The 13,800-nt window shown below is 72.1% G+C and carries 10 protein-coding genes; 4 read left to right on the top strand and 6 right to left on the bottom strand.

Annotation, left to right across the window (positions count from 1 at the left end):
• Positions 1 to 63 precede the first annotated feature (63 nt).
• The 3 genes from ACN28C_RS26925 to ACN28C_RS26915 form a co-directional block, all read right to left on the bottom strand.
• Entirely contained in the window at positions 64 to 3,177 is a 3,114-nt protein-coding gene (locus ACN28C_RS26925) for a BTAD domain-containing putative transcriptional regulator (RefSeq protein ID WP_422770305.1), read from the bottom strand.
• A 244-nt stretch (positions 3,178 to 3,421) separates the two neighbouring features.
• Complete coding sequence (locus ACN28C_RS26920; protein ID WP_422770304.1) at positions 3,422 to 3,544, bottom strand: hypothetical protein; 123 nt, start codon at positions 3,542 to 3,544, stop codon at positions 3,422 to 3,424.
• A gap of 5 nt (positions 3,545 to 3,549) precedes the next feature.
• Positions 3,550 to 4,512 (bottom strand): TIGR03557 family F420-dependent LLM class oxidoreductase, encoded by a 963-nt coding sequence (locus tag ACN28C_RS26915; RefSeq protein ID WP_422774824.1) that lies wholly within the window; start codon positions 4,510 to 4,512, stop codon positions 3,550 to 3,552.
• 263 nt (positions 4,513 to 4,775) lie between these two features.
• Between ACN28C_RS26915 and ACN28C_RS26910 the strand changes: the two genes are divergently transcribed.
• Together ACN28C_RS26910 and ACN28C_RS26905 are read left to right on the top strand one after the other, a co-directional pair.
• Entirely contained in the window at positions 4,776 to 6,230 is a 1,455-nt protein-coding gene (locus tag ACN28C_RS26910; RefSeq protein ID WP_422770303.1) for a M1 family metallopeptidase, read from the top strand.
• 179 nt (positions 6,231 to 6,409) lie between these two features.
• Positions 6,410 to 7,843, top strand: coding sequence for a cellulase family glycosylhydrolase (locus tag ACN28C_RS26905; RefSeq protein ID WP_422770302.1), 1,434 nt, complete (start codon positions 6,410 to 6,412; stop codon positions 7,841 to 7,843).
• A 134-nt stretch (positions 7,844 to 7,977) separates the two neighbouring features.
• On the opposite strand, the gene ACN28C_RS26900 is transcribed toward ACN28C_RS26905, so the two are convergent.
• Positions 7,978 to 8,871, bottom strand: a complete 894-nt coding sequence (locus ACN28C_RS26900; RefSeq protein ID WP_422770301.1) for an LLM class flavin-dependent oxidoreductase — start codon at positions 8,869 to 8,871, stop codon at positions 7,978 to 7,980.
• Between the two features lie 200 nt (positions 8,872 to 9,071).
• On the opposite strand from ACN28C_RS26900, the gene ACN28C_RS26895 reads away from it, so the two are divergent.
• Positions 9,072 to 10,010: a sporulation protein gene (locus ACN28C_RS26895; RefSeq protein WP_422770300.1), complete on the top strand. Its 939-nt coding sequence runs from the start codon at positions 9,072 to 9,074 to the stop codon at positions 10,008 to 10,010.
• Between the two features lie 178 nt (positions 10,011 to 10,188).
• Here ACN28C_RS26895 and ACN28C_RS26890 read toward each other — a convergent pair whose 3' ends face one another.
• Positions 10,189 to 10,578 carry a hypothetical protein gene (locus ACN28C_RS26890; RefSeq protein ID WP_422770299.1) on the bottom strand — a complete coding sequence of 130 codons (390 nt, stop codon included), beginning with the start codon at positions 10,576 to 10,578 and terminating at the stop codon, positions 10,189 to 10,191.
• Positions 10,579 to 10,846: 268 nt separating this feature from the next.
• Between ACN28C_RS26890 and ACN28C_RS26885 the strand changes: the two genes are divergently transcribed.
• Positions 10,847 to 11,248 carry a hypothetical protein gene (locus ACN28C_RS26885; protein ID WP_422774823.1) on the top strand — a complete coding sequence of 134 codons (402 nt, stop codon included), beginning with the start codon at positions 10,847 to 10,849 and terminating at the stop codon, positions 11,246 to 11,248.
• Between the two features lie 24 nt (positions 11,249 to 11,272).
• Here ACN28C_RS26885 and ACN28C_RS26880 read toward each other — a convergent pair whose 3' ends face one another.
• Complete coding sequence (locus ACN28C_RS26880; protein WP_422774822.1) at positions 11,273 to 13,489, bottom strand: HelD family protein; 2,217 nt, start codon at positions 13,487 to 13,489, stop codon at positions 11,273 to 11,275.
• Between the last annotated feature and the right edge of the window lie 311 nt (positions 13,490 to 13,800).

The raw sequence follows: 13,800 nt of genomic DNA, 5'->3' as shown, positions 1-13,800 counted from the left end.
CGCCACTCAGGAACGACACATGCACGGGTCTGCTGGTGGTCGTGGTCGGGAAGGGTCCTTCGGCTACGGCGGCTGCCGGGCAGCTGAGAGAGCCTCCGGGGGTTGTCCGGCCGTCGTCCGGGGCTGCGCTCCCAGGCCCTGCGGTGCTAGCGAACCCTGCGGTGCTCGCGGGGCCGGCGCAGGGCGCGGCGCGGGATGGCCGCCACCCGTCCGGCGCGGCAGCGGCTCGGGCTGCTCGGTGGGACAGCGGCTCGGGACCACACGCGGTGCGACGCCGATCCGCCGGACGATACCCCGCAGGGTCCCCGCCGTCCTCGGCGGCGCGGCCCCGTCGGTGCCGAGCCGGGTGACATCGCGCTCGCCCAGCGGACTCGTGCGTGCCCCGGCGACCGGCGCGGGCCGCGCACCCGCCAGCTCCCGAGGCGTCCCGGTCGACGTATACGCCCCGGTCGGCTCGGTGTGCGGGTCGGCCAAACTTGTCGCAGGACCGCCGCTTCGCGGCTGGCCGGCCAGCCAGCCGACCGTCGCGCAGGCCGCAGCCCGGCTCGGATCGTCCAGCTCGTCGAAGAGCCGCCGGGCGTTACGGGCCGCCGTCCAGGCAGCCGCCGTCTCGGCCCCCGAAAGCAGCAGGAGGGCGTTGCTGAGCGAGAGCAGAGCCTGCGCGAGGCCGGCACCGCTCCTGCCGTGGCCGGCGGGGCCACGGCCACCGGCCGACCGGTCGGGCACGGCCGCGCGCCCGTGTTCGAGGGCACGCTGCCACAGTTCGACCAGCCCGCGCAGGTACAGGAAGTTCGTCGGCGCCACGGCGAGTCGCCAGGCCAGTTCGGTGTCGCCGACCCGGGCAGACTGCCCGGCGGCACCGACCACCAGGTGCCGTTCGGCGGTGAGCCAGCCGAGCGGGTCCGCGTCGACGGCGTGCAGGAGTTCGGTGTCCGGCCCGTACCGCGGCGGCAGGCCGAGCGCGCCCGCCGGAAAGAGCTGTTCGGGCAGTTGCCTGTCGGCCCGCAGCGCCAGGTCGAGCAGCCACCAGTACGCCCGCCGGTGTGCGGTCGCCCGCAACGGCGGTGGATCGTCGGAGTCGACCCGCTCCCGGGCGTACAGCCGGACCAGCTCGGGCACCCGGTATCGGGGCAGTCCGGTGCGGCGGTCCGGTACGGGATGCACGAGTCCGGCGTCCACCAGGTCGGCGAGGGCCCGTTCGGCGGTGCTCCGGTCGCTGTCCAGCAGCGGGACGGCGAGCCAGCCGGGGAACTCGGCCACCGGCAGTGTGCCGACGCGCCGGAGCAGCGTCGCCGGAGCCGTGTCGAGCCCCAGGTACGCGTGCAGCAGCCCTCGCCGTACGTCCCGATCGCCGTCGGCGAGCCGGTCCAGCCGGTGTACTCCGTCGGACAGTCGTTCGGCGGTCTGCGCCAGCGACCGGTCTGCGCTAGCCGCGAGCCGGTTTCCGGCGACCCGGATCGCCAGCGGGAGTCGGTCGCAGAGCTGCACCACCCGGTGCGCGGCCGGAAGGTCGCCGGCCACCCCTTCCGGCGCGATGGCGGCCAGCAGCCGTACCGCCGGCTCGACCGGCAGCACGTCGAGCGCGACCAGGTGGGCCCCGTCCAGACCGGCCGGCGGACGCCGCGCGGTGACCAACGCCGCCGAGGCTGCTCCGGTGGGCAGCAGCGGTCGTACCTGGTCTGCCTCGACCGCACCGTCGAGCAGCACCAGGAGCCGGCGCCCCGCCACCATCGACCGGTACAGGTCGCGCCGCTGGGTGCGCCCGCTCGGAACCGCTCCCTCGGCTACCCCGAGGGCGGTCAGAAAGGCACCGAGCACGTCGTGCGGATCCACCGGTACGCCGTCTCCGGCGACGAGGTCGGCGTAGAGGCAGCCGTCCGGATGACTCCTGTCGAGATCCCGGCCCGCCCGGATCGCCAGCGTGGTCTTGCCGATTCCGGGTCGACCGTGCACGACCACCACGGCCGGCCCGGACCTGTCGGCGTCGCTGTCGAGGAGGCACCGGATCCGGGACAGCTCCGGCTCCCGCCCGACGAAGTCCGCTACCGCGGGCGGCACTTGTCGGGGCGTCGCCGGCAGCTCTGCGGCCGGTTGCGCGGCCGTCGTGTCCTGGCCGCTGGGGCGACGGCGGGCCGGCCCACCCGGTTGCCCGCCGGGGCGCCGGGGAATTCCGCCCGGTCGGCGCGGCGGCCGGCCCGCCATCCGACGGCGGGCCGGTGGGCCGCCCGGTCGCCGCCCCGGCCGATTCGACTCGGCACCTCCAGAACGCGGCTCCGCGTCCGCCGGCCGGGGGTCGGCACCTCCCGGACGCGGCTCGACGCGCGCCGGCCGGGGGTCGGCGTCTCCCGGCGGCGATCCGGCATCTCCGGGCTGCGATCCGGCATCTCCGGGTTGCGATCCGGCACCTTCGGGCCGGGATCCGATGTCATCCGCGCGGTGGCGGAGCGCCACCCCCGGCGGGTGGACTGCCGCTGGTGGGTCGAGTGTTGCCACTGGTGGGTCGAGTGCCGGATCCCGGTTGAGGATCCGGCGGTGCAGCGCCGCGAGCCTCGGGCCCGGCTCGATGCCGACCTCGTCGGCCAACCGCTGCCGGAAGCCCTGGTAGGTCGCCAGCGCCTCGGTCACCCGACCGCACCGGTAGAGCGCGAGCACCAGCCTCTCGAGCAACCGCTCGTTGAACGGGTCGCCGATGATCAGCCCTACCAGCTCGGTGACCAGGTCGGCGTGCCGGCCGAGGGCGAGTTCGAGGTCGATGCAGCGGGCCTGGATCGCGGCCCGACGCTCGGCGAGCAGGGTCGCTGCCGTCCCGACCAGCCCGCCGCCCACCCCCGCCAGCGCGGGTCCCCGCCACAGCCCGAGCGCGGACCTGAACGACGCGACGGCTTCGGCGGGCCGGCCGGCGGCGACCGCCCGCTCCGCCTCGGTGACGTGCTGTTCGAACAGGAGCGCGTCGACCTCGCCGACCGTCACGACGAGCCGGTAGCCGGCCGTCTCGGTGAACACCACCGGCCGGGGCGCACCCGCCCGGAGGAGCAGTCGACGCAACTGGGACACGACGATGGAGAGCTGGGAGCGGGCCGTCGACGGGGCGTGCCAGCCCCACACCGCCTCGATCAGGCGGTCGGTCGGCACCGTCCGGTTCGCCTCCAGGAGCAGGGTCGCGAGCAGGGTCGACACCCGCGCGCTCCGGATTCGAAGTGGAGCACCGGCAATCTCGACCGACAGGGGACCCAGGATCTCGAACCGCATACTCGTCTCCGTCGCGTCGCCGCGCGACAGCCGTGCGACTGCCTGAGGCCGAGCCTGGTCGAGCCGCCGGGGCAGAGCCAGGGACAGCTGACCCGGGCCGCCGGGAGGATCGCCCGAAACGCCGGGCGAGCCCCGGGCAGCGGCGGGCGATCCCGCAAGGCCGGGCTCACACTCAGCGGAGGGCCACGTTGACCAGTACGGTCAGCGCGATCGAACCGAGTATCGAGATCAGGATCATCAGCAGGCAGCCCGGCCCACCGCCGAGCGGGCGGACGTCGACCCGACCGATCCGCACGGTGATCAGAGCTCGCGGAGTCGGGGGAGCAGTTCGCGTTCGGCCCAGTCCAGGAACATCGGCTGGCTGTCGACTCCGACCTGTATGACCGCCACGTCGGTGAAGCCGGCATCGACGTACTTCTGGAACGCCGCGACGTGTGCCTCCGGGTCCGGTCCGCAGGGCACGGTCTGCCCGACGTCCTCGGGCCGGACGGCCTCGGTGGCGCTGACGAAGGACTCCGGACCGGGCAGCTCCGCCTTGACCGACCAGTTCAGGGTGGCCCACCGCCACTGGTCGTGCACCGTCTTGCGGCAGTCGTCCGTGTCCGGGCCGTAGCAGATCGCCGCCTGTCCGTACCGCGGCTTACCGGCGCCGCCGCGCTCGTCGTACATCTTGACCACGCCCGCGTCCGGGTTGTCGACGACGAGCGCGTCGGCGTACTCGGTGACGAGGTCGACCGAATGCGGCCCGGAGGCCGCCAGGGCGATCGGGACCGGCGTGGCCGGCCGGTCCCAGAGGTACGCCTCGGGCACCTCGAAGTGGTTGCCGGAGTAGGAGAGGTTGTCCCCGTCGAGCAGTGGACGGATGATCTGCAGGGCCTCTTCCAACATCTCGTGCCGCTGGTGGACGTAGGGCCAGGCGCCGACGACATGCTCGTTGAGGTTCTCCCCGGCGCCGAGCGAGAGGGTGAACCGGCCGTCGGACATGACTCCGATCGTCGCCGCCTTCTGCGCCACCACGGCCGGGTGGTAGCGGCGGATGGGACAGGTCACGAAGGTCATCAACTTCACTCGGGAGGTGGCGTGGGCGACCGCGCCAAGCACCGACCAGGCGTACGGCGAGTGGCCCTGCGAGGCCAGCCAGGGGTAGTAGTGGTCGGAGATGACCAGATAGTCGAAGCCCGCCTGCTCCGCGCGAATCGCCTGGTCGACCAGTTCCTTGGGTCCGGTCTGTTCACACATCAGCGTGTAGCCCACCCCGACCATGCCGACCTCCTCCATCTCCTCCGTCGTCCGGTTCCCGTTGTCTACCCCGCCTGACGACCCTCAACCCGGTCTCCAATACAGTGACGTTCTTGACTATCTGTCAATCGTGGCGGTAGGTTCCTCTTAACCGGTTAAGGATCACCGGTGTTTCATCCTTGTGGTGGGGATGACGGCGCCCGTGGCGGTCGGTCACCACGCTGCCCGGGCGTCGCCCTCCGTTCGGTCCTTCCGTCCGGTCAACGGCCGTATTACCGTGACCGACCATGGCGACCTCTCGACAGCTCGGCGCCGTACTCGTGGCGGCGACCGTCACGCTCACCCTCGGCGCGGCTCCCGCGACGGCCGCCACCGGCCGGACGCAGGATCCGACCGGTGCCGGCGGCCACGGGGGTGCCGGCGTGGGTCACGGGGGTGCCGGCGCGCCCGGCGCGCCGGGCGTCGGTGACGGCTACTTCCCGGCCGCCGGCAACGGCGGCTACGACGCCCTCCACTACGGACTCCAGATCCGGTACGAGCCGGCCACCCGGGCCTTCGCCGGGGTCGCCACGATCAGTGCCCGGGCCACCGGCCGGCTCTCCCGCTTCAACCTGGACCTGCGTGGCTTCGAGGTGCGGTCGGTGACCGTGGACGGGCGTCCGGCGCACTACGACCGGGACGGCCAGGAGTTGCGGATCTCGCCGAGGTACGGCCTGCGCCGGGGCGAGCGGTTCACGGTGGTGGTCCGGTACGACGGCACCACCGGCCGGCCGACCGACATCGAGGGGGCGCTCTACGGCTGGGTCTCCACCCCGGACGGCTCGTTCGTGGCGAACGAGCCGGAAGGGGCCTCCACCTGGTATCCGGTCAACGACCACCCCACCGACAAGGCCAGTTACGACTTCCGGATCACGGTGCCGGCCGGCAAGACCGCGGTCGCCAACGGCGAACTGGTCGGCCGGTGGACCAGTCGCGGCTGGACGACCTTCGCCTGGCGGGCCCGCGACCCGATGGCCAGCTATCTCTCGACCGCCTCGATCGGCGACTACGACCTGCGCCACAGCACCGGGCCGCGGGGCCTGCCCATCATCGACGCCGTCGACCGGGACCTCGGCCCGGAGGCCGCCGACGGGCTGGCCCGGACGGCCGAGATGATCGAGTACTTCACCGAGCTCTTCGGCCGCTACCCGTTCACGTCCTACGGCGCGATCGTCGACGACGACACGGACGCCGGCTACGCCCTGGAGACGCAGACCCGGCCGATCTACTCCGGTCCGCCCCGCGAGTCCACGGTGGCGCACGAGCTGGCCCACCAGTGGTACGGCAACAGCGTCAGCCCGGCACGCTGGCAGGAGATCTGGCTGAACGAGGGCTTCGCCAGCTATGCCGAGTGGCTGTGGGAGGAGCACACCGGCGGGCGTACCGCACAGGCCCGGTTCGACACGAACTACGCCCGGCCGGAGACGGCCGGCTTCTGGAACCCGCCGCCGGGTGACCCGGGGGCCGACAATCTCTTCGCCGGCTCGGTCTACACCAAGGGTGCGATGACGCTGCACGCGCTGCGTGCGACGATCGGCGACCGGGCGTTCTTCACTCTGCTCCGTGCCTGGTACGCGGCGAACCGCGACGACACGGCCAGCACCGCCGACTTCGTCCGGCTCGCGGAGAAGGTCAGCCGCCGGCAGCTCGACGCCTTCTTCCAGACCTGGCTCTACACCCCGGGCAAGCCGGCCGCCTGGTGACGGCGCGTCAACGGCCCCTCCGCCGCCGGTGCCGGAGGGGACTACTTAACCGGTTGCGTTGACCGATCCATCGGCCTACCCTGATCCGTGCGTCCCAGGGAGTCGGGCGGTAACCGTCGGGCTGCGGTTACCGATCCCTTGCTTCTGCCCCCGTTCGGGGCTTCTCCCTGAGGTAGGTCATGAGAAGACGAATCTACGCCGCCGGATCGGCGCTGTTCGCGCTGCTGGTCTCCGCCGTCGTCACGCTTGTCGTGGCAACCCCGCCGGCCCAGGCGGCCGCCGGGTTCACGGTCAGCGGCGGGCGGCTGCTCGACGCGAACGGCAACCAGTTCATCATGCGCGGCGTCAGCCACCCCCACGCCTGGTACGCCAGCCAAACCGGTTCATTCGCCAACATCAAGTCACTCGGCGCCAACACGGTGCGGGTGGTGCTGAGCAGCGGTGCCCGGTGGACCCAGAACAGCGCCAGCGACGTCGCCAACGTCATCTCGCTCTGCAAGGCGAACCGGCTGATCTGCGTCCTGGAGGTGCACGACACCACCGGGTACGGCGAAGAGGGCGCCGCGATCACCCTGGACCAGGCGGTGAGCTACTGGATCAGCATCCAGAGCGCACTGACCGGCCAGGAGAACTACGTCATCCTCAACATCGGCAACGAGCCGTTCGGCAACAACGAGAGCGTCAGCGCCACCTGGCCGACCGCCACCAGCAACGCGATCACCCGGCTGCGCAACGCCGGCTTCGACCACACCATCATGGTCGACGCGCCGATGTGGGGTCAGGACTGGCGCTTCATCATGCGGGACAACGCGCAGTCGGTCTTCAACTCCGACCCGGACCGGAACACGGTCTTCTCGATCCACATGTACGGCGTCTTCGACACCGCCGCCGAGATCACCGACTACCTCGGCCGGTTCCGCAGCGCCAACCTGCCGATCGTGGTGGGCGAGTTCGGCCACGACCACTCGGACGGCAACCCGGACGAGGACACCATCATGTCGTACACCCAGCAGAACGGGATCGGCTACATCGGCTGGTCGTGGAGCGGCAACGGCGGTGGCGTCGAGTACCTCGACATGGTGACCAACTTCAACGTCAACCAGCTCACCTCCTGGGGACAGCGGATCTTCAACGGCGCCAACGGGATCCGGCAGACAGCCCGGGAGGCGACGGTCTACGGCGGAGTGAACCCCCCGACGACCCGGCCCCCGACGACTCCGCCGACGACCCGGCCCCCGACGACTCCGCCGACGACCCGGCCCCCGACGACTCCGCCGACCACCCGGCCGCCGACCACCCCGCCGGCCGGCACCCGGGGCTGCACCGCCAGCTACGCCGTCACCGGCCAGTGGCAGGGTGGCTTCCAGGGTGAGGTGCGGGTCACCGCCGGCAGCACGGCGATCAGCGGCTGGACCGTGACCTGGAGCTACGCCAACGGGCAGCAGATCAACCAGGCCTGGAACGCCACGGTCAGCAGCAGCGGGTCGAACGTGACCGCCCGGAACGTCTCCTACAACGGCAACCTCGGTGCCGGCGCCAGCACCGCGTTCGGATTCATCGGAACGTGGAACGGCACCAACAGCGCCCCGACGCTGACCTGCACCGCCAGCTGACCCGCCAACCGCGCCGGCCGGTTGCCCCCGCAACCTCGCCGGCCGGCTGACTTCCGCCACAACCGGCAGGCCGGACCTGCCGGCCCGGTGGCCGGACCCGCCTGGGCGGGTCCGGCCACCGCACGCTCCGGCGATCAGTCTCGGGTGTCCTGCCGAAGGCGGGGCAGCAACTCGGTGGCGACCTCCGCGAGCACCGCCTCGCTGCCGGCGTACCAGCTCGACTCGCGCGGCCAGTGCGTGACGACGTCGGTGAAGCCGAGTGCGGCGGCGCGGGCGACGGCCTCGGCGAAGTACTCGGCGCCGGAGAGCGAGAAGACCGGCGCGGAGTCGAGCGAGAGATAGCGATCCAGGGTGCCGGGATCGCGGCCCTCGGCGGCGAGGACCGCGTCCATCCGGGCTGCCAGCTCGGCCACCGAGCGCCACCACGCGTCGAGGTCGTCACCGTCGCGGATGCCGGTGGTCACCCAACCCCGGCCGTACCGGGCGGCGAGCCGCCGCGAGCGCGGCCCGTTCGCGGCGACCACGAACGGCACCCGGGGCACCTGTACGCAGCCCGGGGTGCTCCGCGCGTCGACCGCCGCGTAGTAGTCCCCGCGCCAGGTGACGCGCCCCTGTCGGAGCAGCAGATCCAGAAGCTCGGTGAACTCGGTGAACCGGTCCGCCCGCCGCCGGGGCGACAGCGACTCGCCGCCGAGCACGGCCGAGTCGAACCCGGCGCCGCCGGCGCCGATCCCGAGCAGCACCCGGCCGGCAGTGACATCGTCCAGCGCGGTGACCTGGCGGGCGAAGTGCACCGGATGCCGGAAGTTGGGCGACGCGACCAGGGTGCCCAACCCGATCCGCGAGGTGACCATCCCGGCCGCGGTCAGTGTCCCCATCGCGTCGAACCACGGGCCGTCGACGAGGTCCCGCCACCCCAGGTGGTCGTACGTCCAGGCGTGGTCGAACCCCCACTCCTCCGCCTGCCGCCACCGGCGCTCGGCGTCGGACCAGCGGCGGTCGGGAAGGATGACGATGCCGATGCGCATGATCGTCAGCCTAGTCCGGCAGGTCGACGGGGGGCGGCCAGTGCCGAAGCGCCGCGGGTCACCCGAATCGGTAGCGGGCGAATGCTCTCAGCCACCTCACAGCTACGGTTAATAGGGTCACCGGAGTGGCGTGCCGATCCATCGTGGAAGATGCACGCCCAGACACCACGGCAACGTCCGCCGTAAACAGGAGTATCTCTATGGTCTTCAAGAAGATGTTGAGCGCCCTCGGCGTCGGCGGTCCGAGCGTCGACACCGTGCTGGCCAATCCCAACACCCGGCCCGGCCTGGTGCTCGACGGGCAGGTGAACCTGCGTGGCGGAGATGCGGCGGCCGACATCGAGCAGGTCACCGTCGCGCTGGTCACCCGGGTCGAGATGGAGGGCGGTGACAGCGAGTACGCCGGCACCATGGAGTTCTACCGGCTGCCGGTGAGCGGTGCGATGCGCCTGGAAGCCAAACAGGAGCTCGTGATCCCGTTCCAGCTTCCGGTCCCCTGGGAGACCCCGATCACCGACGTCTACGGTCAGCGCCTGCGCGGGATGACGATGGGTCTGCGTACCGAGCTAGCGGTGGCCCGGGCGGTGGACAAGGGTGACCTGGACGCTGTCGCCGTGCATCCGCTGCCGGTGCACGAGAAGATCCTGGAGGCGTTCGCCCAGCTCGGCTTCCAGTTCAAGAGCGCGGACCTGGAACGCGGGCACATCTACGGCGTGCAGCAGACGCTGCCGTTCTATCAGGAGATCGAGTTCTACGCGGCGCCGCAGTACGCGCACGCGATCCGCGAGGTCGAACTGACCTTCGTCACCAACCAGCACGGCGTGGACGTCATCATCGAGTGCGACAAGCGCGGCGGGATGTTCACCAGCGGGCACGACACCGTCGGCCGGTACACGGCCGAGCACGTCGGCGTCGAGCAGGTCGACTGGCGGCAGCGGGTCGAGGGCTGGCTGGCGCAGACGGTGGAGAGCTACGGCCGGTACGCCGCGCAGCACCACGGGCATCCCGGCAAGCAGGGGCACCACGGCGGGCACGGCATGGGTGGCATGGTCGCCGGTGCCGCGCTCGGTCTGGCCGGAGGCATGATCGCCGGCGAGATGCTGGAGGACGCCTTCGAGGGCGACTTCGGCGACGAGTAAGCCCGGAAGGCGAGTAAGTCCTTAAGGCGAGTAAGCCCCGGAAGGCGAGTAAGCCCCGGAAGGCGAAAGGCCGCGGTCCCCGCCGTTTCCGGCGGGGACCGCGACCCCCCGTGGCAAGGTCACCACTGCTCGGGACCTCGACCGGACCCTGCTCCGGGGCGGGCACGGTCGAGCGTCGTTACCGTCGTCCGTGTCGCCAGGCGTTGCCCAGCTTCGCCAGACCACGGCTACCCAGGTAGGCGATGGTCATCAGGGTGATGAAGAACCAGGCCTGCTGCGCCCGGAACGGGTCGACGCCGGCTGCGTCCGTACCGACGAGGTCCGCGGCCAGCAGCGTGAATCCGACCGCCGCAAGATAGATGTAGAACTCGGTACTCAGCCAGGCGGGCTTGGTCTCGTTACCGGGATTCCGCCGTACCGGCTCGTCCATCCGGCGCTGCATCTCCGCCAACGTCTGCTGTATCTGCTGGTTGGAGATGTTCTGGGCACCCATCTCCCGGGTCGGTGCCGACTGCATGTCCGTCACCTGCTGGCCCATCGGCTGCCTGGACGGGGTCTGCGTACTCATCTTTTCCTCCTCGGATTCGATGAGATCTCTTCCGACCGCCCCCGGTCACGGCACGCTGCCGCGCCGGCGGCACCCGCTGGCTACCCGGCCGGGTGGCCCACAAACGCCGCCCCGACGACCCTCGCCGCAGTCGTGCGAGACGGTGGGCCGTCACTGTACGTGAGGCGTCTGCCGGCGGGACAACGCCTTCACGTACAGGTGACCGGTGTTTGCCGACCCGGGCACCGGGGACACCCCGGACAACGACGAGTCGGGCGAGGTGATGGACGTGCGCGCCGAGGACGGACGGCGGAAGTCGGCACGGCGGACCGAGGACCGGATCGGGCCCGGGAAGTACGGTCCCGGCGCGGTCGAGGAGGTCACCCTGCCGGTGGACGAGGGGCGCGAGGCGCACGAACGCGACATCGAGGACCCGGCGGACCGGGCGCGGGACGTGGACGTGCTGCGCGACGGCGGCCCCACCCGGAACCGGGGGGTGAGCACCACCACCGGAACCGGACGGCGGGCCGGCCCGGCGAACGTACGTCGGCAACCCCGCCGGCCGGGCGGTAAGGTCGCACCGACCACCACCGGGGACGCGACCACCGGCGGGATCAACCCGTCGGCCGCGGGGTCGACCAGTGACGCGTCCGGACAGGCGCGCCAGATCGGCAACTTCACCGACACATAGCGCGCCCTCCCGCGACCCGGCTGGTCAGCCGGTGCGGAGGATGCCCAGCCGTTGGGTGGCGCGGGTGAGCGCGACGTAGAGGTCGCTGCGCCCGCGCGGGGACTCCGCGACGATCCGGTCCGGATCGACCACCAGCACCGAGTCGAACTCCAGCCCCTTGGCCTGGGCGACGGTCAGCAGTACCACCCGGCTGGTCAGCGCCGGGTCGTCACCGAGGGCCACCTCGGGCTCCGCCTCGGTAACCACCCGGCCCAACTCGTCGGCGAGTCCGGTCGGCACGATCACGCCGAGCCGGCCGGCGCCGACCTCCGCGGCCCCGGTGCGGATCGCCTCGACGAGCCGCCCGGCCAGCTCGCCGGCCCCGACCCGCAGATCCCACGGCTGGACGCCGGTGTCGCGTACGGCGCGGGGCGGGGTGAGCATCGGGTCGATCTCCGCCAGCACCTTGGCGGCGACCGCCAGGATCTCCGACGGCGTACGGTAGCTCACGGTCAACTCCTCCAGCCGCCACCGCTGGCCGACGTACGGCTCCAGCACCGGCGACCAGGACGAGGCGCCGGCCAGCGACCCGGTCTGGGCCACGTCCCCGACGATCGTCATCGAGCGGCTGGGGCAGCGGCGCATCAGCAGCCGCCATGCCATCGGGGAGAGCTCCTGCGCCTCGTCCACGATCACGTGCCCGAAGGCCCAGCTCCGATCCGCCGCCGCCCGCTCGGCGGTGGTCAACTGCTCCCCGTCGGCCTGCCGCTCGGCCAGCCGGTCGGCGACGAGCAGGTCGGTGACGCGCAGGAACTCGTCTTCCTCGTCCTCGAAGTCGACCGACCTGGAGCCGGCGGCGATCTCCAGCACGCCCTCGGCGTACTCGATCTCGGCCCGGCGCTGTCGTTCGGCGCGGGCCTGGGCCGCGCGGTCGTCCTCACCGAGCAGTTCCGCCGCCTCGTCCAGCAGCGGTACGTCGGCCGGGCTCCAGCCGCCGCGCGGCTCGCGCCGCAGCGCCGCCTGTTCGGCCGCACCGAGATTCGCCGCCGCGACCGCGAGCCGCCGCTCGGAGGCGAAGAGCCCGGCCACCACCTGCTGCGGGGTGAGCACCGGCCAGAGCCAGTCCAGCACCGCCTGCACCTCCGGCTCGGTCCGCAGCTCGCGTCGGAACTCGGCGAGGTCGGCCTCGTCGAGCAGGTTCTCCCCGCCGAGCGGGTCGGCGCCGAGTCGCTGGGCGAGCTGGTCGGCCAGGGCGTGGACGATCTCGATGTCGAAGAGCGGCCGGGCGAGGTTGTGCGGCCGGCCCGAGCGGCGTACCCGCTCCCGGGCGGCGGCGACGGTGGCGGGCTCCAGCAGCAGGGTGTCCCGCTCGATGTCGATCTCGATCGGCTCGTCCGGCACCCGCTGCCGGTCCCGTACGGCGGCGGCCAGCACCTCGACCATGTCGAGCCGGCCCTTCAGCTCGGCCAGCCCGGCCGGCTCGGAGCGGGTCGCGGTGACCCCCGGGAAGAGTTCACCGGCGGTACGCAGCAGCACGCCGGTCTCGGCGAGCGTCGGCAGCACCTGCGAGATGTAGCGCAGGAACGTTGCGTTCGGACCGACGAGCAGCACACCACGGGTGGAGAGGATCTGCCGGTGCGTGTAGAGCAGGTACGCGGCCCGGTGCAGCGCCACCGCCGTCTTGCCCGTGCCCGGCCCGCCCTGCACCACCAGTACGCCGTCAAGGTCGGCCCGGATCACCCGGTCCTGCTCGGCCTGGATGGTCTGGACGATGTCCGTCATCCGGCCGGTACGGCTGGCGTTGACCGCGGCGAGCAGTGCCGCCTCGCCGGTCAGCCCGCCGTGGTCGCCGGCCTCCCCGGCGTCGCTCAGGTCGAGCACCTCGTCGTCGAGGCCGACCACCTCGCGGTCCCGGGTCCGGATGTGCCGCCGTCGGCGTACGCCGTCCGGCGCGGCGGCGGTGGCGAGATAGAAGGGCCGGGCCGCCGGGGTGCGCCAGTCCAGCAGCACCGGCTCGTGTTCGCCGCTGTCGTCGAAGAGGCCGATCCGGCCGACGTAGTGCCGGGTGCCGTCGTCGAGGTCGAGCCGGCCGAAGCAGAGGCCCTGCTCCACCGCGCCGAGCCGGTCGACCTGGTCGGCATACATCCGGACCGTGCCGTCGCGCTGCGAGCGTTCCTGCTGGGTGCCGCCGGCGTTGCGCAGCGCGTCGCGCAGCCGCCGGCCGGCCTGGGCGCGCAGGTCGTCGAGGCGCCCGTAGAGCATGGAGACGTACCGCTGTTCGCCGGGGATGGCGTCGACCGGCTCGCCGAGACTCTGGCCGCACGAAACACCGGATTGCTTTGACAAACCGTCTCCCCATTGCTAGTCTCAGCAAAGAACGGCGTTTCGCCGTTCTTTTTGTTTCCCCTGAACTGAGAAACGATAGCGCGTTTCCCACGCCGGCAACCATCGGGCGCGTCGCTGCTCGAATCGGTCAGCGTCGATTGCAGGGAGCCTCGATTGCGGGGGAGACGGCCGGGACGCTGTCCGCCGGGTACGCGGCCCGGGTGACACGTCCGGGCGGCGGCCAGGGC

The organism is Plantactinospora sp. WMMC1484 (genome assembly GCF_049315195.1).
GTDB lineage: Bacteria > Actinomycetota > Actinomycetes > Mycobacteriales > Micromonosporaceae > Plantactinospora.
The sequence above is the reverse complement of the archived record's forward strand: the minus strand, read 5'-3'. Positions and strand labels throughout refer to the sequence as shown.

What these genes read in the sequence shown, in the direction of transcription:
- ACN28C_RS26915 (WP_422774824.1), bottom strand. Translation starts at nt 4,512, where the DNA reads ATGGTCGGGGTGGGCTACACGCTGATGTGTGAACAGACCGGACCCAAG.
- ACN28C_RS26910 (WP_422770303.1), top strand. Translation starts at nt 4,776, where the DNA reads ATGGCGACCTCTCGACAGCTCGGCGCCGTACTCGTGGCGGCGACCGTC.
- ACN28C_RS26905 (WP_422770302.1), top strand. Translation starts at nt 6,410, where the DNA reads ATGAGAAGACGAATCTACGCCGCCGGATCGGCGCTGTTCGCGCTGCTG.
- ACN28C_RS26900 (WP_422770301.1), bottom strand. Translation starts at nt 8,871, where the DNA reads ATGCGCATCGGCATCGTCATCCTTCCCGACCGCCGCTGGTCCGACGCC.
- ACN28C_RS26895 (WP_422770300.1), top strand. Translation starts at nt 9,072, where the DNA reads ATGGTCTTCAAGAAGATGTTGAGCGCCCTCGGCGTCGGCGGTCCGAGC.
- ACN28C_RS26890 (WP_422770299.1), bottom strand. Translation starts at nt 10,578, where the DNA reads ATGAGTACGCAGACCCCGTCCAGGCAGCCGATGGGCCAGCAGGTGACG.
- ACN28C_RS26880 (WP_422774822.1), bottom strand. Translation starts at nt 13,489, where the DNA reads ATGCTCTACGGGCGCCTCGACGACCTGCGCGCCCAGGCCGGCCGGCGG.